General features: G+C 45.6%; 23 protein-coding genes. 12 read left to right on the top strand and 11 right to left on the bottom strand.

The window, feature by feature from the left end; all coding sequences use genetic code 11:
- Window positions 1-321: 321 nt before the first annotated feature.
- From AC27IJ_RS14230 to AC27IJ_RS14240, 3 genes are all read left to right on the top strand, one after another.
- Window positions 322-1,119, top strand: a complete 798-nt coding sequence (locus AC27IJ_RS14230; protein WP_312445213.1) for a DeoR/GlpR family DNA-binding transcription regulator — start codon at window positions 322-324, stop codon at window positions 1,117-1,119.
- Window positions 1,120-1,141: 22 nt separating this feature from the next.
- Complete coding sequence (locus tag AC27IJ_RS14235; RefSeq protein WP_312445212.1) at window positions 1,142-2,593, top strand: ATP-binding cassette domain-containing protein; 1,452 nt, start codon at window positions 1,142-1,144, stop codon at window positions 2,591-2,593.
- 206 nt (window positions 2,594-2,799) lie between these two features.
- Window positions 2,800-4,308: a xylulokinase gene (locus tag AC27IJ_RS14240; protein ID WP_312502192.1), complete on the top strand. Its 1,509-nt coding sequence runs from the start codon at window positions 2,800-2,802 to the stop codon at window positions 4,306-4,308.
- Between the two features lie 418 nt (window positions 4,309-4,726).
- Here the strand turns inward: AC27IJ_RS14240 and AC27IJ_RS14245 are convergent, their stop codons facing one another.
- Window positions 4,727-6,016, bottom strand: coding sequence for a hypothetical protein (locus tag AC27IJ_RS14245; protein ID WP_487149437.1), 1,290 nt, complete (start codon window positions 6,014-6,016; stop codon window positions 4,727-4,729).
- Between the two features lie 273 nt (window positions 6,017-6,289).
- On the opposite strand from AC27IJ_RS14245, the gene AC27IJ_RS14250 reads away from it, so the two are divergent.
- From AC27IJ_RS14250 to AC27IJ_RS14290, 9 genes are all read left to right on the top strand, one after another.
- Complete coding sequence (locus AC27IJ_RS14250) at window positions 6,290-6,688, top strand: PaaI family thioesterase (RefSeq protein ID WP_312445207.1); 399 nt, start codon at window positions 6,290-6,292, stop codon at window positions 6,686-6,688.
- 251 nt (window positions 6,689-6,939) lie between these two features.
- Window positions 6,940-8,124, top strand: coding sequence for an acyl-CoA dehydrogenase family protein (locus AC27IJ_RS14255; protein WP_312445205.1), 1,185 nt, complete (start codon window positions 6,940-6,942; stop codon window positions 8,122-8,124).
- Window positions 8,125-8,195: 71 nt separating this feature from the next.
- The gene (locus AC27IJ_RS14260; protein ID WP_312502196.1) at window positions 8,196-9,422 is read left to right on the top strand and encodes a CaiB/BaiF CoA transferase family protein; all 1,227 of its coding nucleotides are present in this window, start codon (window positions 8,196-8,198) and stop codon (window positions 9,420-9,422) included.
- A 26-nt stretch (window positions 9,423-9,448) separates the two neighbouring features.
- Window positions 9,449-10,591 (top strand): acyl-CoA dehydrogenase family protein, encoded by a 1,143-nt coding sequence (locus AC27IJ_RS14265; protein WP_487149440.1) that lies wholly within the window; start codon window positions 9,449-9,451, stop codon window positions 10,589-10,591.
- 12 nt (window positions 10,592-10,603) lie between these two features.
- The gene (locus tag AC27IJ_RS14270) at window positions 10,604-11,392 is read left to right on the top strand and encodes an electron transfer flavoprotein subunit beta/FixA family protein (RefSeq protein WP_312502199.1); all 789 of its coding nucleotides are present in this window, start codon (window positions 10,604-10,606) and stop codon (window positions 11,390-11,392) included.
- A 16-nt stretch (window positions 11,393-11,408) separates the two neighbouring features.
- Window positions 11,409-12,419: an electron transfer flavoprotein subunit alpha/FixB family protein gene (locus tag AC27IJ_RS14275; RefSeq protein WP_312502201.1), complete on the top strand. Its 1,011-nt coding sequence runs from the start codon at window positions 11,409-11,411 to the stop codon at window positions 12,417-12,419.
- Window positions 12,420-12,459: 40 nt separating this feature from the next.
- Window positions 12,460-14,094 (top strand): medium-chain fatty-acid--CoA ligase, encoded by a 1,635-nt coding sequence (gene fadK / locus AC27IJ_RS14280; RefSeq protein WP_312445196.1) that lies wholly within the window; start codon window positions 12,460-12,462, stop codon window positions 14,092-14,094.
- 6 nt (window positions 14,095-14,100) lie between these two features.
- Complete coding sequence (locus tag AC27IJ_RS14285) at window positions 14,101-14,655, top strand: hypothetical protein (RefSeq protein WP_312502203.1); 555 nt, start codon at window positions 14,101-14,103, stop codon at window positions 14,653-14,655.
- 51 nt (window positions 14,656-14,706) lie between these two features.
- Window positions 14,707-16,008 carry a GntP family permease gene (locus tag AC27IJ_RS14290; protein WP_312445192.1) on the top strand — a complete coding sequence of 434 codons (1,302 nt, stop codon included), beginning with the start codon at window positions 14,707-14,709 and terminating at the stop codon, window positions 16,006-16,008.
- A gap of 84 nt (window positions 16,009-16,092) precedes the next feature.
- Here the strand turns inward: AC27IJ_RS14290 and AC27IJ_RS14295 are convergent, their stop codons facing one another.
- The 10 genes from AC27IJ_RS14295 to AC27IJ_RS14340 all read right to left on the bottom strand — a co-directional run bounded on the left by AC27IJ_RS14295 (window position 16,093) and on the right by AC27IJ_RS14340 (window position 24,453).
- Complete coding sequence (locus tag AC27IJ_RS14295) at window positions 16,093-16,977, bottom strand: LysR family transcriptional regulator (RefSeq protein WP_312445190.1); 885 nt, start codon at window positions 16,975-16,977, stop codon at window positions 16,093-16,095.
- Window positions 16,978-17,500: 523 nt separating this feature from the next.
- Entirely contained in the window at window positions 17,501-17,878 is a 378-nt protein-coding gene (locus AC27IJ_RS14300; protein ID WP_487149444.1) for a type II toxin-antitoxin system death-on-curing family toxin, read from the bottom strand.
- Complete coding sequence (locus tag AC27IJ_RS14305; protein ID WP_487149446.1) at window positions 17,875-18,126, bottom strand: type II toxin-antitoxin system Phd/YefM family antitoxin; 252 nt, start codon at window positions 18,124-18,126, stop codon at window positions 17,875-17,877. The genes AC27IJ_RS14300 and AC27IJ_RS14305 overlap by 4 nt, the downstream gene beginning before the upstream one ends.
- Before the next feature lie 214 nt (window positions 18,127-18,340).
- A complete protein-coding gene (rlmH, locus tag AC27IJ_RS14310) occupies window positions 18,341-18,820 on the bottom strand; it encodes a 23S rRNA (pseudouridine(1915)-N(3))-methyltransferase RlmH (RefSeq protein ID WP_312445186.1) in 480 nt (159 codons plus the stop codon).
- A 10-nt stretch (window positions 18,821-18,830) separates the two neighbouring features.
- A complete protein-coding gene (locus AC27IJ_RS14315; RefSeq protein WP_312445184.1) occupies window positions 18,831-19,859 on the bottom strand; it encodes an alpha/beta hydrolase in 1,029 nt (342 codons plus the stop codon).
- A 29-nt stretch (window positions 19,860-19,888) separates the two neighbouring features.
- Complete coding sequence (locus AC27IJ_RS14320) at window positions 19,889-21,745, bottom strand: DUF6320 domain-containing protein (protein ID WP_487149449.1); 1,857 nt, start codon at window positions 21,743-21,745, stop codon at window positions 19,889-19,891.
- A gap of 12 nt (window positions 21,746-21,757) precedes the next feature.
- Entirely contained in the window at window positions 21,758-22,264 is a 507-nt protein-coding gene (locus tag AC27IJ_RS14325) for a GNAT family N-acetyltransferase (RefSeq protein WP_312445182.1), read from the bottom strand.
- 182 nt (window positions 22,265-22,446) lie between these two features.
- Entirely contained in the window at window positions 22,447-23,148 is a 702-nt protein-coding gene (locus tag AC27IJ_RS14330; protein ID WP_312445181.1) for a response regulator transcription factor, read from the bottom strand.
- A gap of 21 nt (window positions 23,149-23,169) precedes the next feature.
- Window positions 23,170-23,925, bottom strand: coding sequence for a helix-hairpin-helix domain-containing protein (locus tag AC27IJ_RS14335; RefSeq protein WP_312502206.1), 756 nt, complete (start codon window positions 23,923-23,925; stop codon window positions 23,170-23,172).
- A 102-nt stretch (window positions 23,926-24,027) separates the two neighbouring features.
- Window positions 24,028-24,453: a DMT family transporter gene (locus AC27IJ_RS14340; protein WP_312445178.1), complete on the bottom strand. Its 426-nt coding sequence runs from the start codon at window positions 24,451-24,453 to the stop codon at window positions 24,028-24,030.
- Window positions 24,454-24,726: the final 273 nt, after the last annotated feature.

Here is a 24,726-nt window from a genome sequence, read left to right on the forward strand (position 1 = left end):
ACCCTCTCTTTCTTAAATACCTCCAATAATCTTGTAATAACGCCCCGGTGCTTTTGTACTGCTCTGCATAAATTCTGATCAGACATGACAATTTTTTAACAAAAACGATACTGATTTGGCCAAACAGTGGAAAGAAATGCGCTTTTTCTCCCCCGTTTTCGTCATTATAACATATGATTTTTCGTTTTTCAACTATTTTCTTTTGTTTTCTTTTTTTATTTTTTTATTATTTTCGTTTTTCTTTTTCTTTTTTTGTTGATATTTTTCGTTTTTTATGTTATCTTAATAATGAAAACAATTATTATCGAGAGGAGGCATAAATTGTTTAAAGCAGAAAGAATACAGCGGATCAAAGAGATTATATTTGAACGCAAACAGATAGATGTTGCCACTCTCAGCTCTCTTTTAAATGTAACAGAGGTAACAATCCGAAATGATTTGGAGCAGTTGGAAAAAAGTGGCTTCCTGACCCGCAACCACGGAGGAGCCACGTTGAATGCCTCCGCATTTCCGGAAGAACAGCTTCATACGGATCGGATGGACGGCCCCGATATTCCTTACGATAAAGAAAAGGAAGAGCTGGGACTTGTGGCTTCCCAACTGGTCCGGGAACGGGAATGGATCTTCCTGGGGCCCGGCACCACCAGCTACTATATTGCAAAGGCCTTATCCAAACGGCAGAATTTAAATATAATGACCAACAATTTTTATGTTGCCAATGTTTTCGGAAGCAATGCTTCTGTGCAGCTTCTGTTTCTGGGCGGACGGATGCAGAATTCCGGAATGTATACAGTACCAGAGGATTTAAACCGGGAGCTGGAGCATATTTATTTAAGCAAGTTTTTCTTTTCCGTGGATGGAGCCAGCATGGAAGGAGGCTATACTCTTACGGACGTGAATGTGGTAGATATCATAAGGGCTGTGTCCGACCGCTGCCATGAGGCGATCATCTGCCTGGACAGCAAGAAGTTTGAACAGCGTTCTTTCATCCGTCTTGGGGATTTAACCTGCATTTCCACCGTAGTTACCAACAACAAGATTCCCCAGGATTATCATCAATACTATATTGAGCACGGAATACGGGCATATACCTCCTATAATTTAAAACCTTTAAGCTAATAAAATTTCATGAGGTACGTTTATGGATAAGTTTGTAATTCGTATGGAAAATGTCTGTGCAAAGCCATTTCCGGAAAGCCGTATCAACTTTCAGGCCGCTTCCGGAGATATCACTGCGATTGTGGGAAGCAACGGCGAGGGAAAAACCACTCTTGCCAGGATTCTTGCGGGCATCGTTCCCAGAATGGGCGGTGAAATCCGGTTGGACGGCAGGCAGCTGGATATCCACAGCATCACAAGCGCCCAAAGAAACGGGATCTACATGCTTTTAGAATCCCTTCAGCTTTTTTCAGGCAAAAGCATTATGGACAACCTGCTGCTGGGTATCGAAGAGCTTATTTTCCATAAGCGTTTGTTTTACCCGGCAAAAGAAAAAAAGGAAGCCGTCTGCCGCTCCATCCTTAAAGAGCTGGGGCTGGACCTGGAATTGAATCAGCCTGTGGACCGCTTATCCCAGGGAGAGAAATGCCTGCTTCAGATCGGCAGGATTCTTTTATGCCGCCCGAAAATCCTGATTATGGACGAGTTCTCCGCTTCCCTGACCAACCACGAGACCAAAAGGGTCATGAATCTTCTGACAGAGTTAAAAAAGAAAAATATCTGTATCATACTTGTTTCCCATGAATACCCTGCCGTGATCCGGCACTGTGACTGCGTCTCCGTTATGGAGCAGGGAAAGATCACGGAATCCTATTCCAGAGAGGAACTTGGAGATGAGGCATTTGTGAAACGGGTACTGTCATTTAAAAAGGACTTTTCCTATCCAAAGCTGCCCCATACACCCGGAAAGCTGCTGCTGGCTGCGAACCATATTTCCAGCGGAAATCTCCATGACATTTCCTTTTCCCTGCAGGAAGGGGAGATTCTGGGAATCGCAGGAGTCGTAGGCTCCGGCCGCACTACCTTGATTCAGGCCATTTCCAAAGAACGGGAAATCACCTCCGGCCATATGTATTATGCACCTGTGCTGGAACGCTCCGGTGCGGTCAGCTTCCTGCCGGAGGATTGCGGGAGCCAGACCTTGTTTTCGGGAAAGGATTTAAGTTTCAACATCACAGCCTCCAATGTCCGGAAAGCCGCACGCTTTCATATGGTCTCCGGCCAGAAGCTGGATTTATACGCCCGGGATTTCATGGACCGCCTGAATATACGGAAAACCTCCTGCCACGTTCCTGTGGAACAGCTAAGCCGGGGAGAACTGCAGAAGGTGCTCATCGCCCGCTCCCTCCACCAGGAAGCCAGACTTTATATTTTTGATGAGCCGTCCAGTAACTTAGACTTAATGTCCAGAAGCGAGCTTTATAATATTTACAATGCCCTGCTGTCCCGGAACGCTTCCATCATACTGATTTCCTCCGATTTCTCGGAGCTCATCGGCATGTGCGACCGGATTTTGCTGTTAAAAGCGGGGGAACAGGTGGGGTTATACCCTGCCGATACCATAACCAGCGATTTTCTATATTCCATTTTGTAATGGAATTGTCATTTTAACCGAATCAAGTAAGTCCCCCACTTCAAATGCGAAAAGCATTAAGTGGGGGGTGGGGACTTGCTTGTGTCAGGTGGAGTACAAGCTCCTCCTGACAAGCAGCGATAACTGCTACTCGGTTATGAGCAAGTAGTGAAGCGGATTGCGAATATCCGCTTCACTTTCTACATAACAGGAGAAGGTATAATTATATGAAAAAATTAATTGCTTATGATTTGGGTACCGGAGGCATCAAAGCCTCGCTGTTCTCTGAAAACGGGACATCTCTGGCAGATGTATTTATTCAGTATGACACCTTATTTCCCAAAGAGCGCTTTGTAGAACAGCGCCCTATGGATTGGTGGAACCATGTCTGTCAGGCAACAAGGCAGCTTCTGGACAAATCAAAATCTGATGCAGCGGATATCGCCTGTGTCGCCCTGTCCGGCCACAGTCTGGTGGCAGTGCCCCTTGACAGGGAGGGAACCCTGCTGGCGGACCAGGTGCCCATCTGGTGCGACATGCGGGCAGTGGAAGAAGCAGAAGAATTATTTAAGGATCTGGACTATAACCAGTGGTATCTCACCACCGGAAATGGAGATCCGGCGGAATGCTACACTGTTACCAAATTGATGTGGATGAAAAAGCACCAGCCAAAGCTGTACTCAAGGATTTATAAAATTCTGGGCTCTAAGGACTTTATCAACTATATGCTGACCGGAACCATGTGTACGGACCCGTCTTATGCGTCGGGATTCGGCGTATTCAATCTTACTGCATGGGATTATGAACCTGGATTTATGAATGCCGCAGGTATCAATCCGGAGATATTCCCGGAAATCCGACCAAGCGATTCTATCATCGGGAGGGTTACACAGGCTGCTGCACAAATGACCGGTCTGGCAGAGGGAACCCCCGTTGCCTGCGGGGCGGTGGACAACACCTGCATGGCCCTTGGCGCCAGAGGACTGGCGGAAGGGGTGGCGTATACGTCCCTGGGGTCTTCCAGCTGGATTGCCGTCACTTCTTCCAAACCTGTTGTGGATCCGGCAACAAGACCTTTTGTATTTGCCCATGCTAAGAAAGGATATTATACTTCCGCGGTATCCATTTTCTCCGCCGGGAACTCATTCCGCTGGATCCGGGATAACCTTTGCCGTGATTTTACGGATGATACGGATACATACGATGCCATGAACCGGATGGCGGAACGTGTCCCTGCCGGAAGCAACGGGGTGCTGTTTAATCCTTCTTTAGCAGGCGGAAGTGCACAGGAGCCGTCCTCCGGTCTTCGCGGCGGATTTATGGGATTGGCCCTGCACAACACCCGGGAAGATCTGGTGCGGGCATCTATGGAAGGCATTGCCATGGCCCTTCGCTGTACTCTTGATATCCTGCTGACACAGACCTCCATAAACGGAGAAATGCTGATCTGCGGGGGCGGAAGCAAAAGCGCGGTATGGCGGCAGATTTTTGCTGATGTTTATAATCTGCCTGTTTTAAAGACCAACATTGACCAGAATGCCGCTTCTCTGGGTGCTGCTGCACTGGCGGCTAATGGGTGCGGACTGTGGGAAGGATATGACCTCATTACGGAAATCCATCAGACGGAAGATATCCTGCTGCCGGATAAGGAAGCCAATGAATTGTATGAAAGGCTTTTGGTTGTTTATCGGAAATGGACGGAAGACTTGGCGGATTTAAGCAATATGATGCCGTAATTTTTATATTCAGCATCTTCTATGTGCTTTTTCAGCGCTGGTACCCAGGCTGTTATGGTTTTCTATTTCGGCAAAAGGGATTGTTGTTAAAATGCAGCCTAGCAGTTGGTTATGAATCCTTCCATTGCGGGTGTTAAAACATTCTTTAATTAACTTCCGCAACGGGTACATTCAGATAATTTTCAGCAAGTGCGTATTTATGTTGGGAGGTTTACAAAAAGGCAAAAAAAAGCGTCCGCCTCTACGACTAGTAGAAAAGCGAACACTCTGGTACTCAATATGGGAAAGGGGGGATATCCCCCTCCTGTACTTCAAACCGGTGCAGACACTCCAATATGGACTTAGCTCCTGGCGAAGAAAGAAAGCAGAAGACCTTCAATATATGTATAGACATTTAGGCTATTTACTTTTCAGCGATTTAAATAGAATCTGCCCTATCCTGCCAGCCAATGATTACATTTACTATGGTCGGCAGGATCAATGTGAACAGGTTAATATAAGACACAAGAGTCAGCCCCTTGGACACCAGGCTTGTAAGTCCCACCTGGGAGACTCCCCAGGTAAGTATGATATAAAACAATGTAAGCATTGCTCCTCTTTTGTTCCGTTTTACAGCGGAAACTTCAGGATTTTCACTTTTTTTCTCCTGATACCAGTTTAAAACCCGGTCATTGAAACCCTGAGCATAATTGATGGCTGTTGAAATCGTTGCAAAAAAGATGGAAACAGTTATCAGAGTCAGAAGTACGGCCTTAAATGCGGAAGCTCCTACCCCATTTTCTACTACCAGGATGGTATAAACAGCTTTGCCGGCCTTCCAGCCTTCAAATACTCCGGAATAATTTGCCGCCAGATTCACCACCGTCATTTCCAGGAACACCCAATTTAATATTACAGAAAGAACCACCGCCAAACGGAGGGTCCTCTTATTGGTAAAGAGCTGGGCATGGTTTACATAAGCCCCAAATCCTCCTAAATTCTGACCGGAAAAAATATAGGCCCAGCAGAATGCGGTCAAAAGGTATTTTAGAAAGCTGCCGGCTCCGGAGGAAATTCCCTGGTTCAGTGAATCGCTCATCACCTGCATCTCATTTCTTAAATTTCCGTTTGCCAGATTGTAGATCATGTTTGGTACATGAATCACAACCAGAGTGATAAAAATGACTGCGCTCATGAACACTGCATTTTTGCGTACCAGGTCGCTTCCTTTCATACAGAGCATAAACATGATAATGCCCACAACAAACGTGGTTACAAGATAAGGCATGCCGGAAATCTCCGCAAGGGCTGAACCTGAGGAGGAATAGGCCAGAGCCATACATACAATGAGCAGCCAGTTAAAATTGAATTCATATACGATCTGCATTGGCTTTGCCAGCTTTCCTCCTAAAAAACGTGCCCCATACGCTCCAAGGAAGCTTCCATAATCAAAGGTTCTGAAATCCATGGCAAATTTCATAAAAAAATAGATCATAAAACAGTTGATGGCCGCAACTACCAGCGGCATGAACAGGCAGAAATAAGGCTGCGTTACTTTGGGCAATATCCCGTAAAACCCTGTGTTTGCAAAGAAATATGACCAGGGTGTTGACCCGGCCGCAAAACCGCCACCGCATTGAGAGCTAAACGCTATGGATACAAATACGACAACCGTCTTCCACTCAATCTCCTTATCTCCAGCTTTATTTCCATTTCTCCCGTTTTCCATGGTAAGATCCTCCTCGTATACTTATTTGTTATTTTTTTAACAAATAGATGAAAAATAAAATTTCTCTACTCTTCTCCGCCAGCTGCTTTTACCGTTTCTTTAAGATATGGATTAATTATAGTTTATGGCTGATAGAATATCCAATCGGCCAATTCTATGCTTTCCCACCTGATCCATAGTTTTTTTCCTATATATTTATTTATAGCTTGTATCATCCATTTCAACTATGTTATAGTGCAGAATAAGAATATTGTCATACGGGAGGTAATGGAAATGAGAGAAGAAATTATGGAAGGGATCCGGCGCCATATTCTTCCTTTAAGCGGTTTGGAAAAGGCGAAGCTTTTGGAAGTATGGCCAGGCCACTCAAAGATATCCATTGAGATTCCGGAGAGTGCCTTAAACCTGTATGGTAATCTCCACGGAGGTTTTTTATTTTCCCTATGCGACATTACCGCAGGCATGGCCACCTATGCATATGAATATTCCAATGTGACCCAGCACGGGTCCCTTGACTTTATGCGGGGTATAAAAGCAGGTCTGATCTATGTAGAGGCCAATTCCATACACAAAGGAAGCCGGTCGGTCGTGAACCGGGTGGAGGTAAAATCAGAGGATGGGAAAATCATTGCGGCAGGAGACTTTACCATGTATCTGCTGGAAGCGCTGTAAAATATATAAAAAGTAAAAGAGCATCGGCTTTTGTCAAAGCAAAAGCCGATGCTCTCTCTTTTTGCTCATCTCCGGCTTCTCCCGTATCGCGGATCATGCCTGCTTATAAAAAATAAATACATAGACAGCAACTATCAATTATGCCCAAAAAGCCGAATACAGCCGATTGGATTTTTAAAGACCCGGTGTTTATAATAAAAGCATCAAGATTGTTAAAAAAATACTAATCAAAACCTTTAGGAGGAATGAACATGAGTAAATTATCCAAAGAAGAATTTCAGGCGTACTTAATGCAGATCCGCGAGCTGGCAGAAGGTCCGCTGGAGGAGATCCAGAAGGAAGTGGAAGTCACCAACAAATTCCCCCAGGAATTTTATGATCTGGCTATTAAGAATGATTTATACCGCTGTTCGCTGCCGGTAGAATTCGGCGGCTACGGTTTATCCGAACTGGATATCCTTAAAGTACAGGAGGAATTTTCCAGAGGGCCAGGGGGCATGAGAATGCATCTCCACTATGCAATGGATTTAAACTGGAGAATCTTAGATGACTACGGCAATGAGGAACTGAAAGCAGAATATATGGACAAATTTCAGGATAAATCCGTATTTACCTGCTTCGCGCTGACAGAAGCAACCGGAGGAACAGGCGCTGATTTACATACCATGGCCGTAAAAGACGGTGACTCCTATGTATTAAACGGAGAAAAAACACTCATCTCCCACACGGACTGCTGTGAATTTGCTTATGTCATCGCAGTCACCAACCCGGATTCTAAGAAAGATGACAGGCTGTCCGCATTCTTCGTACCAATGGATGCACCGGGATTTGAAGTTATCAACATGCCTCATATGATGGGCTGCCGGGGAGCCGGACATGGAGAGCTTAAATTCACTGATTGCAGAATTGACAAGAAATACTTATTAGGCAAAGAGGGCCAGGGTCTTGAAATTGCAATGCATTCCTTATCCGTTTCCCGTGCACACATTGCAGCAAGTAATCTGGGCATGGCACAGAGAATGCTGGAACTGTCTCTCCAGTATGCAGCTGACCGTGTAACCTTTGGCAAACCAATCGGAACCCGTCAGGCCATCCGCTGCAAGATTGCTGATATGTCCATGATGGTACACGCACTTCGCTGTATGGTTTATGACTTTGCAAAATCTTACGAAGAAAACCCGACCGGCGAGTACATCGAAGAAAAAGCAGCCATGTGTAAGCTTTTCAGCATTGACACCACCAGAAAAGTCAGTGATGAAATGCTTGAGATCTTCGGCGGTGTTGGCTACTTTGAGGATTGCAAATATGGTCCGGTGGAACGTCTTTACCGTGACTGCCGCGCTATGTGGTTAGAAGAAGGGGCTCCTACCGTACAGCGTATTACCATCTCAAAAAACACCATCAAGCATGGGGCTAAGATGGAATATATCATTTAATATTGGTTTGACTTGGGGTCATCAGGTTCGGTCTGGACCTAATGACCCTGTTTATGTAAAGGAGGAGAATGATGAAACCATTAGAAGGAGTAAAAGTAGTTGACTTAACCACCTATTTAGCAGCCCCCACCACAGCACGTGTACTTGGAGAATGGGGAGCCGACTGCATCAAGATCGAGTCTGCCAAAGGAGATCCGGCCAGAACACAGGGGGCTGTGTTCAACATGCCCTATGAAGACGATGAAAATCTGGCATTTGATGTAGCGAATATGAACAAACGGTTCATTACCCTGGACTTAAGGTCAGAAAAGGGAATTGAAATTGCATATAAACTTTTTGGAGAAGCGGACGTTTTTGTTACCAATACCAGAACAAAGTCCTTAAAAAAGCTGGGGCTTGACTACGACACCTTAAAAGAGAAGTTTCCAAGACTGATCTTTGCACAGGTTCTGGGCTATGGAGAAAACGGGCCGGAAAAAGACACCGCAGGCTTTGATGTCACTTGCTACATGGCAAGAGGGGGTGTATTCGGTACTACCGTAAACAGGGGCGATGCGCCCATGATCCCCACCAACGGTTTTGGTGATTTTCAGGTAGCCTTAGGACTTGCATCCGGAATCTGTGCAGCTCTCTACGCCCGGGAAAAATCAGGTGAAGGCGACAAGGTCACGGTAGGCCTTCACCATGCTGCGGTATATGCACTGAGCACGGGAGTCATCTCCGCCCAATACGGAAACCAGTATCCCAAGAGCCGGAAGGAAGTCCCCAATCCATTCAATAACGTATACCGCACTAGCGACCAGAAGTGGGTGGTAATCTGCTGTCCGGAGTATGACCGGGATTATGAAAAAATCATGACCCTCCTTGGCAGACCGGACATGGTGGGAAATGAACGTTATATGAAATGTGCCCAGGTAAATGCCAACAACTTAAACCATGAAGTCATCGACATCCTGGATGAAGCCACCAGCACATTCACAAGAAAAGAACTCCTTTCCATGTTCAAAGAAAACGATCTGGCTTGTGAAGCAGCATACGAGCCCCTTGATATGTATGACGACGAACAGGTTTGGGCCAATAACATCATTGCAAAGATACCCTATCCTTCCGGAGAACGTTACATGCCAACAAACCCTGTGAATTTCAGTTCCCTGGGCGCACCGGAATATCACATTGGCGGCTCTCAGGGCGCACATACGGTTGAAATCCTGAAGCACCTGGATTATGCCCACGGGGAGATCGAAGAAATTCTGGCTTCCGGTGCGGCCACCGGTGAAACAAAACTGAAAAAGCTTTGATAAATTGAATGGAAAGGTGAGATGACATGAGTTTATTATATACCGAAGAACAAAAGGAACTGCTGGCTCTTGTAAGGGATATGGCGGAAAACGAAATCAAACCCCATGTCCAGGAAGCAGACGAAAAGGGTGAATGTCCCAAAGAATTATTCAAATGGGGATTTGACATGGGACTACATATGCTGGAGATTCCGGAAGAATACGGCGGCACCGGTTTAAGCTATGAAACCACAGCCATGATTTTTGAAGAGCTGGCAAAAGTGGATGCCGGTTATGCCATTACCTTTGTAACTACCTTTGTTGCCTTAAGAAATGTAATCCTGGCAGGAACCAGAGAACAGGGACAGTATTTTGCCGACAAAATTGCCCCCGGCGGATTTGCAGGCTTTGCCTTAACAGAGCCAAACGCAGGCTCCGATCCGGCTGCTATGCGGGCGACCGCTGTGCTGGAGGGGGATGAATACATTTTAAATGGTACAAAGACTTTTATTACCAATGGCGCCCTGTCTGATGTATTTGTCGGCTTCTTTAAGACAACACCTGCGGCAGGACACAAAGGAATCTCCGCATTTATCATTGATGCGGCTACCCCCGGCGTAACGGTAGGTGCTCACGAAAATAAGATGGGTCTCAGACTTTCCAACACAACGGACTTAATCTTTGAAAATGTCCGTGTAAAAGCCTCTGCTATGGTAGGACCGGAAGGCTCCGGCTTTAAGCTTGCATTAAATGCGCTGAATTTATCCCGTGCCTTTGTTGCCACCCTGGCCGTAGGCATCATGCAGAGAGCTCTTGATGAATCTGTAAAATACGCAAAGGAACGGAAACAGTTCGGCTCTCCGCTTATTAAATTCCAAATGGTTCAGGCCATGCTGGCGGATATGGCAATCAAGGTGGAAGCCTCCAGATGTCTGGTCAATAACACCATGAGGATGATGGATCAGGGAATCATGGTACAAAAGGAAGGCTCCATTTGTAAAACCTTTGTATCCGATTGCGCGCAGGAAGTGACCTCCAACGCTGTACAGATTTTCGGGGGATATGGATTCAGCAAGGAATACCCGGTTGAAAAACTGATGAGGGACTGCAAAGTATTCCAGATCTTTGAAGGCGCAAACCAGATTCAGAGAATGACCATCGCAGGCGTACTGGATAAAGAATATAAATAAGGGGGAATGAAAATGAATATCGTTGTTTGTATAAAACAGGTTCCTGATACCACAGAAATCAAGATCGACCCGGTAAAAAATACTTTGATCCGTACCGGAGTCCCCAGTATCATGAATCCTTTTGATAAAAATGCATTAGAGACAGGACTTCAGTTAAAGGATCAGTACGGCGGTAAGGTAACGGTGATTTCCATGGGCCCTCCCCAGGCAAAGGCGGTGTTAAGGGAAGCTCTTTCCATGGGCGCCGATGAGGCGTATCTCATCACTGACCGCGCCTTCGGCGGCTCCGATACTTATGCCACCAGCTATATTCTTTCCCAGGCAATTCAGAAGCTGGGAACCTTTGATGTGATCCTGGGAGGCAAACAGGCCATTGACGGAGATACCGGCCAGACGGCTCCCAGCATTGCAGAACACCTTGGAGCTGCCAGGCTTACCTATATCCTGGATTTAAAAGTGGAAGGCGGTAAAGTCATAGCACGCCGTCAGGTGGAGGAAGGAATCGAAGTAATTGAGGCCAGGCTCCCGGTTCTCTGCACGGCAACCAAAGAAAGCAACAAGCCCAGATACGCAACCATCAGGAAAAAGATTGCCTCTTTAAAAGCTGAGATTCCGGAAATCACACTGGCGGACCTTCCTGGCTCCGATACCACCAAGATGGGATTAAAGGGCTCTCCAACCAAAGTAAAAGCAACCTTTACTCCTAAACGATCTGCCGGCGGCGTGACCATAACAGGGAACAATCCCGGAGAAATCGCATGTGCATTGATCAGCAGACTGGCCGATGCAAAAATACTGTAGAAGGAGGTTTCAAGTGATGAGTTTTGAAACATGTAAAGACGTATGGGTATTTATTGAGTGCTTTAACGGTCAGCCAAAAAGTGTTGGACTTGAACTCCTGGGACAGGGCAGAAAGCTTGCCCTTGGCCTAAAACAGGAATTATGTGCCGTTGTCATTGGAAATGAGACAGAGGATGCGGTGAAAGCTGCCGGTGAGTATGGGGCTGATAAGATCTATGTGGTGCAGGGTGATGAGTATGAGCATTATTCTGCGGATGCCTACGGCCATGTGTTCCTGCAATTGTGTAAAAAATATGATCCAAACACTATTCTGGTAGGCGCAACCGTAAACGGAAGGGATTTAGGTTCCAAAATCGCAGTAAGCCTTCGGACCGGACTAACCGCCGACTGTACCGCATTAAGCGTAGACGAGGCAACCGGAAACGTAGTATGGGAGCGTCCTGCCTTTGGCGGCAACCTATACGCCCAGATCCTATGCAGTGAAACCAGGCCGCAGATGGGAACCTGCAGGCCCGGCGCATTTAAGAAACCGGAAAAGACACCGGATAACCGGCCGGCCATCATTCAGGAAGAAATAAAAATACCGGAGCATGAAATCCGTACAAAAGTCATTGATTTTCTAAGCGCCTGTGAAGACAATGATTTACGGCTTGATGATGCAGAGGTCATCGTATCCGGCGGACGAGGCATGAAATCAGCGGAAAACTTTACGATCTTAAGAGAACTGGCTGATGCATTGTGCGGAACCGTTGGTTGTTCCCGGGCAGCCGTAGACGCAGGCTGGATGCCCCAGTCCAGGCAGGTGGGCCAGACCGGTTCCACCGTGGCACCAAAAATTTACTTCGCCTGCGGAATCTCCGGAGCAGTACAGCATGTGGCCGGTATGAGCGAATCAGGGACAATTATTGCAATTAACAAAGATGAAACAGCTCCGATTTTTGAAGTTGCAGATTATTGTATCGTTGGAGATGTATTCGAAATCATTCCCGCTCTGGTAAAAGAATTAAAAGCGAAAAAACAGGGGTAATGCTGAATGCAGCTTCTCTTTTATCCAAAGGAGACGGGTTATGTCTGAAGAAATTAAAATCAATCCCCAACTGAAACGTCAGTATCTGGAAAAAGGCTTCTGGACAGACAGAACTTTATTGGACTGCTGGGAGGAGTCGGTTAAATGTCATCCGGACCGTGAATATGTGGTGGATGACAGAGGTTTTCGATATACATACAGGCAAATGGACGAAGGGGCTTCAAAAGTGGCAGCTTTTCTCCTTAGCAAAGGGATAAAGCCACGGGAGACAGTCTCTTATCAGATCCCTATCTGGAGCGAATTTGTTATGATTACCATTGCCTGTTTCAAAGTCGGCGCAGCAGCACACCCCATTGCAATGTCCTATGAAGAGAAAGAACTGGTGCACAGCATAAATCTGACGGAATCCAAAGTATACTTTGGGCCTACGTTCTTCTATAAAACTGATTATGAGAAACAAATTTTGTCTGTAAAGGATCAGATTCCCGGTTTGGAAACCATTATTTTGCTGGACTATGCAAAGGAAAAGGCAAATGACAATATCACCATGAATGAAATCCTTAAGCAGTATGAGCCGCTTAAACCGGATCAAAGCCTTCCATTAACAGGTCAGGATATTGCCGTAATTCTTGGTACCTCCGGAACTACCTGCGGAACAAAGGGGGTACTGCTGACCCATGACAATGTCAGATACAGTGAGGAAACGTTTAATAAAGAACTGGGGCTGACAAAGGAGGACATCATGTTTATGCCGGCACCGTTAAACCATGCCACCGGCTTCCATCATGGTATCATTGCAACCATGCTCATTGGTGCAAAGCTGGTGCTGCAGCAGAAATACTGCTGCCGGGAAGCCATCAATCTGATGAATCAGGAAAAATGTACATACTCCATGGGAGCCACCCCCTTTATCTACGATATTCTGCGGGACTTAGAGATCAACGGAGGTGCACTGCCCTATCTTCGGTTCTATCTCTGCGGCGGCGCTCCGGTCCCTGGCTATATGGTGCAAAAAGCATGGAATTTCGGAATTCTTCTCTGTGAGGTGTATGGTTCCACGGAAAGTGTTCCCCATGTATATGTAAGGCCTGACGAGGTCCTCGCCTTAAACGGGACGTCTTCGGGAAGAGCCATGGAAGGCATAGAAATCAGGGTAATTGATGACGATGGAAAAGATGTTCCTCCCGGCACTCCTGGTGAGGAGCTTTCCAGAGGCCCCAATGTCTTTGTTGGATATTTAAAAAACCGGAAAATCACAAATGAAGCTCTTGATGATGATGGTTGGTTCCACAGCGGTGATATCTGCTTGATTGATGACGCCGGTAATATCCGAATCATCGGCCGGAAAAAAGATATCATTGTCCGGGGCGGAGAAAATTTAAATTCCAATGAGATCAATGACAATTTAGAGGGTTGTCCCGGGGTAGCGGAGCATACGGTAATCGGTATGCCGGATGAACGACTGGGAGAACGGATCTGTGCATTCGTGGTTCCCCTTTCAGACCATAAAGATTTAAAGCTTCATGACGTGATCGCTTTTTTAAAGAAAAAAAACGTGCCAAAACGATTCTGGCCGGAAAGGCTAGAGCTAATTGACAGAATCCCCCATACAGGCAGCGGTAAGGTGAAGAAATACCTGCTTAGGGAAGAACTTATTAAGAGAATGAGGGGGTGACTGGCTATGACAGAACAGAAATTCGGACCAAGAAGATGCCGTGATACAAGAAAACCACTGGCAGGCCAATGCCCGGAGGTTGTATTTTATCGTTGTGCGGAATGCAAGACCCTGTTCCCGGTCACCGGAGAGAAGGCTTTGGAGGAAAAAGAGATTCTTTGCTGCCAGCATAAAGCAGAACACCTGGTCCCATACCCCCCGGAACAGGCAGAAAATAAAATAAAGGTCAGTTACCAGATCACCGGCGGTTACAATGACAATGCCGTACAGGTTTTCTGGAAGGCAGAAAAGCCTGAATCCGCGCCGGAGTGGATCTATTTAAAGACATTCACCGGCGGATATTTAAAATATGTAGCTGAAACAAAACGTCCGCCTGTGGTATTTGCGCTGGCTGACACCGATGCATTCGCATACTGCGATGAGGACCCATGCCTGGAATGTGTTTTCCGATGCAAGCGGGGATTTGTGATCTATATCTATACCAAGGGAACCGGGCTGGTTTATCTTCCGCTTGATAAAATGACGGCGCATTGGCAGTCAGGAGCAAAAGATAAAGCATAAAACAGCGCCTTTCTAACCACTAAAAAACTATATAAAATTGGAGGTAAGCTTATGTTAGCTACGATCGGTTTGATAATTGCCATCACGCTTCTGGTCATTATGATTATCAAAGGCATAGATATGATTACTGCAACGGTGATCACAGCGTCTATTATTCTGGTGACCAGCGGATTGAACTTTAAAGAAGGGCTTCTCACTACCTTCTCCGGCGGGGCAGGTGCCTTCGTCGCGTCATGGTTTTTGATTCTTGGACTTGGGGGAGTCTTTGGGCAGCTGGTATTGGAGACTGGGCTTGCTACAAAAATTGCCAAAACCCTGACAGAAAAACTTGGAACGAAAATGGTGGGATTGGTAATCCTGATCTGTACCTTTTTTATTACCCTGCTTGGCATTAACGGATATATCATGGTGTTTGTCCTGTATCCCATTGCAGATAACCTGCTGCGTCAGAATAATATGGACCGCCGCGTGCTGCCCTTCCTTCTTCTGGGCGGCGGCGCCTCTGCCAACGGTTTTGCATATTCCCTGGATATCTGTAATGTATTACCAAGCAATTACTTAGGCACTTCCCTTGGTTCTGCGCCCTTATTATCATTTATTTTTACCGGAATTCTGGCGGTATGCTATTTCATATATTTTAATTATGCCCAAAAACAGAGCCATAAGAACCATACCCAGGAGGAACTTCTGGCCATGTATAAGGATAACAGCAGCACCATAAATAATGAAGAACTGCCGGGGATTTTTATCTCTGTTCTGCCTTTTGTCCTGGTTTTAGGATCAGTGGTTATCACCTCCGGCTGGGGCACATCACCCAGTATTATGTTTTCTCTGGTACTTGGTATCCTTTTGATTATCTGCACACAATCTAAGCATATCAAAAATATGAAGTCATCGATTAAGACCGGAAGCAGCTCAGGCTTGAATTCCATGCTTACGGTAGCGGCAGTCATGGGACTTTCCAAGGTCCTGAGTGCTTCTCCTGCCTTTCAGAATCTCCAGCAGGCAGTACTCGCTATGAATATGCCGGCATATTTAAAAGCTTTCTTTGGCACAACGGTCCTGACCGGTCTGACCGGCTCCGCTATCTCCGGTGAGACGATCTTCATGGAAAGTTTTGGCCAGGCATTTGTAGACATGGGTGTCAATATCCAGGCTTTGCACCGTATCGTTACAGAGTCAGCTTTAATCTTAAATAAGCTGCCCAACTCTTCCGTTGCGATCCTGACCATGTCTATCTGCGGCTGCAGCCTGAAAGAAAGCTATAAGCATATCATCCTGGGTACCATCATTCCGGCGTTTGCAGCAGGATTCATCATTGCCCTTTTGGCTACTGCAGGGGTTGTATTCTAAATGTATTGCCAAATAGAACGTGTTTCCATGCAAAAGATGGCGCCATCTAAAAGACGGCGCCATCTTTTGCATCCTGACGGAAGCTTATGGCAGATTCATTTCATGGGCCACAATAAAATCTGCAAATGCCTCAACGGCAGAGGATATAAAATTCTTTTTACTGTAGGTCATATAAATCAGGCGCGTATCTGGAGGAACATCGGTCAGTTTAATGAGTACCAAGTTGTCAAACTGTTTTAAAAACGGAGTCCGGGCAACGATGGCAGCCAGCTGATTCTCGGAGATGACACCGCCGATGGAGATTTCATCATCGTAGGAAAAGGTGGCTTCCACTCCATGTTTACTCAGGAGCCCCCGAACTAATTTTCCTATGGGGATGGAGTCCCGGTATGTAGTAAGTTTATAGTCCTTCAAATCGCTGAGGCATATCTCCTGCCTGTCTGCAAGAGGATGGGTATCATTGACGATCAAAACCAGCTCCTGCGCCATAATCGGTACAAACACCAGATCAGGTTCATCAGCCACCATGGAGCAGAATCCCAGATCATATTTACCGGTTGCCACCCCTTGTGCCACTTCAATCGACATCCCATGGAATACATTAAATTTTGTCTGGACGCCTTTCCTCATATAATTCTGGATTGCAGTAGGCAGAAAATCCCCTACAAGTGTGGGAATACAGCCCACATCAATGACACCGCCGATCTGTCCGGAGTGACGCTTCATAGAGGCAATCCCACGCTCCAATTCGTTCAAAGCCTGAGACACATGAACGTAAAATTCCTGTCCGTATTTTGTTAGCTTCACATTACGCCCTTTCTTCTGGAACAAGGAAATCCCCAACTCCTGTTCCATAGAAGCAATGGAATCACTTAAGGAGGGCTGGGATATATACAGTTCCTTTGCGGCCTTGGTGTAATGCTGAAGTTCCGCCAGTTTCAGGAAATAATATAACTGTGGTAAATTCATGTAAAACCCCCTGAATATCTTGTTTAAAAATTAACATAGTTCTACTGTTAATTATATAAAAAAGGCCACGGTTTGACAACCATATTTATGATTTCTGCACTAAAATGCCATTAAATACTGGGTCAGTTACCATATGTCCTCATATGCGACATAAAACTTACGCATTTCAGGGTTCATAGGTGAACTGCAATTCACTTCATTTAGTATCTGGTTTAAAAAATGCCTCTCTTCTTGATTATAAGACAGCCATAATCCTACACCTGTTTTTGTAATAATATAACAGTTGCGAGGTTCCAGCACATTTGATTTCACTAATATCGTGCGATCAATAACAGAAACAAGACAAGAATATCAATCCTGACACAAATAGGAGTAAAAAATAATCCCATCGAAGCCATTACAAGCCCCGATGGGATATTTTAATCCAACTCTTATATTATATACCTTACCTGCACTGCCCAGATGATTCGTCCTTATTTATGATACGGTTCTCCATTAAAGGGGAAGGGCAAAGTGTCAAGTGCTATGATTTATGACCGTTAATCCAGTTCAGTATTTCATTGTAGCCAAGCTTTCCGCTGGCAACTCCCAGCCCCAACTGAATCAACTCATATTGCGAATAATTAATAACTACCTTATTTAACTTTAATGTCATTAGCATGACTAATATACCTATACGCTTATTCCCATCCAAAAAAGCATGGTTGTTGACAATTCCAAAAGCCATCCTAGCAGCTTTTTCTTCAATTGTCGGATAAATTTCTATATCGTCAAACCCATTAGAAATACTAAAAACTGCTGATTCCAGTAATCCTTTATCACGGATTCCATCCAAACCACCAGTTTTTAATATCAGCTTTGAATGTATCTGGATGATTTCATCAATCGTAAGTATTATCATTTTGCCAGCTCCATAAATGCTTCCATATTTTCTTCGATTAACTGGTCTGCTACTTGCTCTACTTTAAGCGTTCTGGCAGCTCTGATTTTATTAATTATTTCGTATTCATCAAAATCCACCACCACATATCTCGGCTTATTGTTTTTCAGTATCACTGCCATACCATTCTCGTCAACAACATGGGTCACTTTGGAAAAATTTTGATTCGCATCTGTCATAGCTACTAGTGTATCTGTATTTATCATCATAATTATCACCTCTACTTTAATTATATGCTAATTCTAGGACAAATACAACCTATTTAATAAATAATAATGAAAAAGCTGTGCAGAGTATTAATGGATAATACAGATCACGCTGCCTCATCCCCTTGCCAACACACGGCTAAATAGCCCTCCATGGGATTCTTCAATCCAACATTTACACTGTTTACCCTTCCTGTCCTCCCCACATTTTTTACCCTTACTTATGATACGGTTCCCCACTAATAATCCGATAACTCCGATAAATCTGCTCCAGCAAAACAACTCTCATAAGCTGATGGGGAAACGTCATCTTAGAAAAGCTAAGCCTGTAATCCGCCCTCTTTAAAACAGCATCAGAAAGCCCCAAAGATCCTCCAATCACAAAAACAATCTGACTCACTCCTCCGATTCCAAGCCCGTTGATTTTCTCTGACAGCTGGGCCGAATCCAGCATTACCCCGTCAATAGCCAGCGCAATCACATAGGCACCGTCCTTAATGGATGAAAGGATTCTGTCCCCTTCCTTCTCCTTTATCTGTCTCATGGCTGCCTCACTGGCAGAGTCCGGCGTCTTTTCATCGGCCACCTGCACGATATCCAGCTTGCAGTAGCGGCTCAATCTTTTACTGTATTCCCCGATGGCATCTGTATAAAACTTCTCCTTTATTTTACCCACAGTTACCAGAGTAATTTTCATTGGTATCTCCTTATGCATCCAGTTCTTTCTTCATCATGGCAATGAGAAGCTTAACGATATCTCTTGCCGGCTTTGTGTGCTCTGTTTTCACCTTCCGCACCACTTTCCCATCGGGCTTGACATTGATATTAAAAATAATACGTATAAACGATTCCACCTCGTCCCAGGCATCCCGGCTCTCGGGGATTAGGTCCAGTCCCATCTGAAATACATGAAACATCCCCTCATAAACGGAAACCCGTCTCTTCACTCCCGCATTTTTTAACTTATCCGCCACAGTCAATGTATCACTCAAAAGCACCTCATAGCTTCCCACCTGCATGAGAACAGGAGGAAATCCTTCATATTCCCCGAACACCGGAGAAATATAAGGAAGGCCCGGGTCCTCTTCACCGATATAATCCGAGTTGTAAAGCATGTTATCCGTAGAATTTCCAAACAGAGGATCAATCTCATAATTAGACTTATGGCTCTCCCCGCTGTTGGTTAAATCCGTCCAGGCAGACATGGTGATAAACCCTCCGGGAAGGGCAATTCCATGATCTTTCAAATACAGCCCTAACGCCAGACTTAATCCGCCTCCGGCAGAATCCCCGGCCACCACAATATGCTCCGGCCGGTACCCCTTTTCCTCAAGAAGCCATTGATAAGCCGCCACTGCATCCTCCAAAGCAGCCGGAAAGGGATGTTCCGGAGCCACCCGGTAATCAAGGGTCAAAACGTCCCCGCCGTAGCTTAGCTTGGAATAACGGACGGCAAATCTCCGGTAGATGTTCTTCATCGGCCCGATGTAACCGCCGCCGTGAAGCTGTAGGATCACCCGCTCCGTCACCACTCCCACGGGGCGCAGATACTCCATTTTCAAATGCCCAAGCTCTATGATTTCGTATTCATATCCCGCCGGTCGGACCCAGGCTGGCTCCACCGGATTTTTCCTCAGCTCTCCGGTCCGGATAGGCTGTTTCAGCGAAGTTTCCATTACATTCTGCATCATATCCCTCACCAGATTTCCTCGTACGCTTACTTTTCTTCGACTCATCAACGACCCCCTCCTTTTCCAGCACCTTTCTACACATGAAACCGTCTTTTCAGTTCTGTTTTCACACTTCTATCTCCAAGCACTATGGTAACGGCCAGAATGATCACTGTTACCGTCACAGTAATCAGGGCCAGAAGCGGTCTGGTTAGAAGACCGGTCGCCCATAAAATCAAAGGAATAAAGCTGAACACCGTAACAGCAATCTGATACATAAAATAGCTCTGCCAGTTCATACGGTTCACCAGTATCAGAAAGACCACCGACAGATCCGCGAACAGAATGGTGCTTGGAATCCCGTAATTCACGGACCAGCCATTATAGCCCCTGGAATGGTCCAGGGCCACTAAAAGCACCTGCGCCGCCACCGTCTGCAAAAGGATCTTTGATGCCAGATTCGCATGGCGTAAAATGGAGTATTCAACCGTTAGAGCCGTATAAGCCATAAGACCGATGGCAATGATGGACCACAAGGAGCCGGAATAGGTAGCATAATTAATAAGCCCAAGAACCGCCCCCACAAAAATTATCAATCCATAGAAAACGACTGACAGCTTCTTAAGCCGTTCCCGGTCATACCGGATCTGGGGATACGTGCCTAGATTGTCCCGGCTATCCGGAACGCCGTTGCTCTCAAGGCTCACCGGGATTTCCATTTCTTTTAGAAAACTAAAAAAACGGTCCTGAAGTCTGGTGTCCTGAAACACAGAAGTAAAAGTCACAATCACCTCTTCCCCATAGGAACAGACCGCACACTTCATAGGCTGTCTCCTTGAAACGCCGATCATTAAAGAAAATCTCTCAATCTCTTTTCTATAATCCTCTTCTATTTCTATGGGACCGATATTGGAAAGAGTCATGGTGTAGGCTTTATCATTTTTCCGGAAGATCAGATTTAAAACACACCATTTTACAAAAAGGGGGGCAGCCCGCAAATACCATTTCTTTTCATTGGAAACATTGTAGGAAATGATCTGCTCCATCTTTTCCTTTGTGATCTTTATATCCATCTGCCTGCTCACCGCTTCCAGTACCTCTGAAAAGGTGTGTTCCTCACTGGTGGATAAAAAGTCAATGAGCGTCACAGCAAAAAAATTAGCGGTTGTCTCGGAACCGAAAAAAGTCCTCAAATTAATGGGTATGCTGATACCGATGGATTTCTCACAGGGTTTTCCCCCAAGATATTCCTGATAAATAGCCCAGATCAGGGCGGCCGTTAAAAATCTGGTGATGCTGACCCCATAGCTTTTGGCAGCCGTTTTCAGCATCTTTAAGTCTACGTAACCATGGAGAACATTTTCCTCATCAAGAGTAAGGGCTTCCCCTGTCAGATGATAGGCCTTTCTGGAGCTGTATTTGCGCTTTTCGGTCTTTTTATAATGGCGGACGTAGCTGTCCTCTACATTCATGGAAACATCCGACGATATTTTCTGAGGTGAATGGTGGCCGGTCCTGGAATCTTGGTTAATATCCAGATACCGGTAAACCAGGGCCTTTAAAAAATTCACCGCTCCCAGACCGTCTGTGACTGCATGGAATACCTCCAGATTGATCCGCCTGTTAAAATAAGTGACCCTGAACAAAAAAAGCTGGTTGCTGTGAGGATCAATATATTTGCAAGGATACGTCGTTTCCCGTTCAATGACTGGCATCCTCTTGTTGTTTTCAAAATAATACCAGAAAAATCCCCTCCGCAGCCTCACTGAAAATCCCTCAAACTGAGGAAGAATTTCTTCCAGTGCCCGCTGCAGGGTTCCCGGATCCACCTCTTCCTTTAAAATTGCTGAAATCCGGAATACATTGCTTAAATTCTCACTGGCTATGACCGGAAATATCTTTGCCGTATTGTCAAGCCGTCTCCACCGCTCTCCCTGGGGGCTTTTTTTCATACTGAAGGTGCCTCACTTCCCTGTATCCATAAAATCGAGCCGCATATCATACCAGATAGCTCCTCCGTGCACAGACCCGGATACTCCCATGTTCCGGTATCCGAATTTTTCGTAATAATGAATCAGCCTGTCCTTGCAGGTCAGGATCATTCCTTTCCTGCCTCTTTTGGCTGCTTCTTCTATAAAACGGTTCATAAGAGCGGCGGCAACTCCTTGTCCCCTCCACTCTTTTATAACATCAAGTCCAAACACGCTTTGGTAAGCGCCATCCGGATCATGAAAATCCACTTTCTCAAACATTTCATCACAGATAGTATTCCCATCTGTAGCGCAGCCATTAATAAAACCGATGATCTTCCCGTCGGAACGCTCTGCCACTAGGAAACTTTCAGGAAAAAGATTGATCCTCTGCTCAAGGGCTTCCCGTCCTGCCGCCTCTTCCGGAGGAAAACAGAGAGCCTCCACTTCCACCACCCGGTCCAAATCTTCATTTCTCACTTTTCTGATGCTGTAATCCATCCTGTTGTATCCCCACTTCCAAATTTAATCCTGATCCATGGTTTTTTCTTTCCCAAAATTTAAAGAAAAGGCGGACTTCCCCGGTCTCCCGTTGGAAATCCTCCTCTTTCTTTTTCTGAACGCAGAGATCAAATACCCCGCAGCATTACTGATGCAGGAATGCTTGCATTCCCGCGCCTTGCTCATTGCTTGCAGAAATAATATCCTACGCCCCACTTGGTATGCACATATTTAGGATCACTTGGACTTGGTTCGATCTTCTCCCGAAGACGCCTTACATGAACGTCTACCGTGCGGACATCCCCCGTATCCATAGCCTTATTTCCCCATACGTAAGTAAGCAGCTGTTCCCTGCTGTAAACCTTGCCCGGATTGCAGGTAAGAAGTTCTAAAAGGTCAAACTCCTTTGCCGTTAAATTGATCTCTTTCTCAGCAATAAACACTCTCCTGCTGTCCCGGTCCAGCTTTAAATCGCCTTCTTTTATCACCTGGCTGTCTTCCTGGTTATCCCGCTTGTTCTTCTTTGAATTCCGGCGCAAGATTGCTTTGATCCTGGCCTTTACCTCAAGAATGTTAAAGGGCTTTGTAATATAATCGTCGGCGCCGTATTCCAGACCCAGGATTTTATCCATATCATTGCCCTTTGCCGTCAGCATAATAATGGGCATCTCGGAAAATTCCCGAATGGCCTGACACACCTCATATCCGTCATATTTGGGAAGCATGACATCCAAAAGGACCACATCATACTCTTTCTGCTTTGCGAAATTAATGGCTTCCTCTCCATCATAGGCACAGTCCACTTCCATACCGTCCTGTTCCAGACTGAATCTCATTCCTTTTACGATGAGTTTTTCATCATCAACTACTAAAACGCTTGCCATACTACACCTCTGTCCTCTATTTCAAACTGTGATATCTTCTTTTATTTTTTGGAACGCCGCATCTTTGATGCCGGATATCTTCATGATATCCTCGATCTTCTGAAATCCGCCGTGGCTCTCCCGATACTTAAGGATATCGTTTGCCTTGGCTTCTCCGACTCCCCGAAGGGTCATCAGCTCCTCTTTTGTGGCTGTATTTAAATTCACCTTGGTTTTTTGTACGTTGGATGAAGCTTCTGCCTGTAAGGAAAATTCTCCCCGGGCTTTCGCCGCTTCCACCTCTTCCTTGCCAGGGACCACGATCTTCATGCCGTCCTTGACCTGCTCCGCCATATTTAAATATTCTGCCGCAGCCTGGTCTGTGACTCCGCCTGCTTTCTCGATTGCCTGAAAAACCCGGCTTCCTTCTTTAAGCTCATAAACACCGGGAGAAACAACTTCTCCACAGATATGTACATAGAAAGGCAGGACCGTTTCCTCTCCTGCACTTCCTAAGCTGCCCTCTGCCGCCTCTAAAGCAGCCGGACCGGTCCCGCCGGTAACTGACTTAACACCGTCTGCTTCCAAAGCGCCGGTTCCTGTCGACCCGCCATCCCCTGACCTGCCATCACCTGCTGCCCCAATTCCGGTAATATTTTCTCCGGAATGAAAAGCCGATTCCTCTGACAAGGAAATTCCTGGCCTGCGGGCCTCCTGGCTTTTGCTCAAGCCGTAACATACACCCGCCCCTAAAACACACAGGGCTATAAGGATGATTTTAACTTTCTGGTACTTCATGATATCCCTCCTTTTACAAAATTTCTCAAAAAAGGATACCATCTTCAGCCTATGTTATTATTCTACCTAAAGAAATAGGTAAATACAAGCACTATTTCCAAATTAATTAAATATCATGATTCCGATGATGGCAACAACTGCACCGATCAGCTTTTTCCATTCAAATCCTACCTTTTCAACGCCGAATAAGCCAAACAGCTCTATGGCGTAAGCCACAATGATCTGGGAAATTACAATTATCAAAGCTGCCTTGGCCGGACCCAGGGTCCCCATACTCCTTACTACCGTATAGGTAATAAATGCACCCATAACGCCGCCAATCAACAGGTACTTGGGCTGTACATCAAATAGGCCGGAAATGTTTTCCTTGCCGGAGAAATACCACAGAATAATGCAGGTCAAAAATGCGGTAAGCTGTACCCAGCCTGTAGATACCCACATACTGGTCTGCTTTGTCACTCCCGTATTAAAAACTCCCTGTATGCTCATAAGCGCCCCGGATATAAGAGCTATAATAAAGCCTGTCATTAAAACAACCTCCGTATCTCCAATTTGTATAGAATGAATCAAACGGATATGTCCGTCTTTCACTAGAATGTGCTTTATTTGCATTTTTATACTGAATTTACAATTTGGTTACCAATCAGCGATGCAGAAACAGTTGTATGATTTGCGCCTTTTAGCCTGGTCACTAAGCACAAATTATGCAAATGCTGAATGCCATATCCGAACTGCAGCATCACTTGATATGGCTTGACAAGCCTTCTGTTTTGCGCTATACTCACAACAAAATTATATAAA

The sequence above is a fragment of the Lacrimispora sp. YZC11 genome (genome assembly GCF_057543815.1).